Genomic DNA, 2,011 nt, shown 5'->3' on the forward strand with positions numbered 1-2,011 from the left:
AGTAATAATTGATATTGAATAAATAATATTGAATAAATAATATTGAATAAATAATATTAAAATTTTATGTTATTTAATTGACATAACATAATCAATATCAAAAAATAAATATCAAAAACCGTAAGCGCTGAATGATTCAACGCTTACGGCTTTTTTATTGATGGCTGCCAATAGCAATCGCCAAATGCGTACTATCTTAATGAATCGGGTGGCTACGGAATTCGTCCGCAGACTCATCATCCAAATCATCATGATGACCATGACCGTGTGCGCCATGGACGTGTTGATGAACAATTTCCTCGTCCGTTGCTTCGCGCACTTCTCCTACTGTCAGATCGAAACGCAGCGCGATGCCAGCTAGTGGATGGTTACCATCCAGCACAACTTTATCATCGGCAATATCAGTCACTGTGAAAACTAACGCTTGCTCATCGTCATCTTCGCCGTCTGGCGTTCCTTCAAACTGCATGCCCACTTCTAGTGGTGTTGGTAGACGGTTGCGTGCTTCGATCTTTACCAGATTCGAATCATATTCACCAAAGGCATCATCCGGCTCCACCTGCAATTCAACATTGTAGCCAACTTCCTTGCCATCCAGCGCTTCCTCAATCTTCGGCAGTGTGCCTTCGTAACCACCATGCAAATAGATCATCGGCTGGCTACTCTCTTCGATCAAGTTGCCTTGAGCATCTGACAATTTGTAGTGGACCGTCACTACGGTATTCTTGGCAATCTTCATGATCATTCCTTTCATATAATATGCGCTCAGATTATACCCGCCGAATTCATCAGGTCTGCGTAACGAGAAAAATTTATCCGAAGGGCTTGATACTGATAAAGCCACCCTGCAAGTCGTTAAGCCAATTTACTGAGTATTGATTAACAAAAATAGTGCAAATAACAGAAAATTGTCGAAGTCTGCGACCAAGTGTTCTTTAAGAAACATTTTTCACCGTGCCAAATCAGTTAATCGATAAACTTGGAAGTATTTGCGTACGGTGTAGCAGGTGGAGTATGGAACCCTATCCAACCCGATATAATGCAGCCTATGAAAAATTTTACGTTGTTGGGCGGCCTTTCGCCTGCGCAATTTTTGCGCGATTACTGGCACAAAAAACCTTTATTGATTCGCCAGGCTTTGCCGGACTTCAAACCACTGCTGTCCTCAGCAACATTATTTGAAATGGCATCGCGAGATGACGTCGAATCGCGTCTAATCAGCCATTTTAAGCAAGAGTGGAAAGTTGAAAATGGGCCGTTTAGCACCTTGCCGGAGGCCGATAAAAAGGATTGGACTCTGCTTGTTCAAGGCGTCAATTTGCACGACGATACAGTCGATGCCTTACTCCGACAGTTTCGCTTCATTCCCGATACACGCCTTGATGATCTGATGATCAGCTATGCAACTGATACGGGCGGTGTCGGGCCACATTTTGATTCTTACGATGTCTTTTTACTGCAAGCGCATGGACAACGTCGCTGGAAAATCGGCGCAGCACAAGATTTGACACTGGTCGAAGGAAGTCCACTAAAAATTCTTAAAAACTTCGCACCAGAACAAGAATTTGTACTTGAACCTGGCGACATGCTCTATTTGCCACCGCAATATGCCCACGAAGGCAATGCAATCGGCGAATGCATGACTTATTCAATAGGATTTCGTGCACCAGCGTTTCAAGAGCTTGGGGAAGCCTTTTTGCAGTTCATGGCTGAATCTATCGACCTACCCGGCCGATACGCCGACGCCGACCTGGCTCCCACCAAACATCCAGCAGAAATTAGCCGCAACATGCTATCGCAGGTTTCGGAGGCACTTAATAAAGTGCGCTTTACCGACGATGACATCGCGATTTTTATGGGCGAGTATTTGTCGGATCCAAAAGCGACCGTATTTTTTGAATCTCCAAAACGCCCTTTGACACTATCGCGGTTCACGGCATCGATCGCCAAACGGGGCGTAAGCCTGTCGCGCAAGACACAAATGCTTTATCGTGGCAAACATGTGTTTATT

The 2,011-nt window shown here is 44.6% G+C and carries 2 protein-coding genes; one reads left to right on the forward strand and one right to left on the reverse strand.

The genetic code is table 11. The annotated features are described in order from the left end of the window. Nucleotides 1-196 precede the first annotated feature (196 nt). The gene (locus tag QN379_RS23340) at nucleotides 197-739 is read right to left on the reverse strand and encodes a peptidylprolyl isomerase (protein WP_322238933.1); all 543 of its coding nucleotides are present in this window, start codon (nucleotides 737-739) and stop codon (nucleotides 197-199) included. 309 nt (nucleotides 740-1,048) lie between these two features. On the opposite strand from QN379_RS23340, the gene QN379_RS23345 reads away from it, so the two are divergent. Then, the coding region (locus QN379_RS23345; protein ID WP_323507749.1) for a cupin domain-containing protein at nucleotides 1,049-2,011 on the forward strand (963 nt) is incomplete at its 3' end.

The organism is Glaciimonas sp. Gout2, from assembly GCF_035018905.1.
In the GTDB taxonomy this organism is placed as follows: domain Bacteria; phylum Pseudomonadota; class Gammaproteobacteria; order Burkholderiales; family Burkholderiaceae_D; genus Glaciimonas.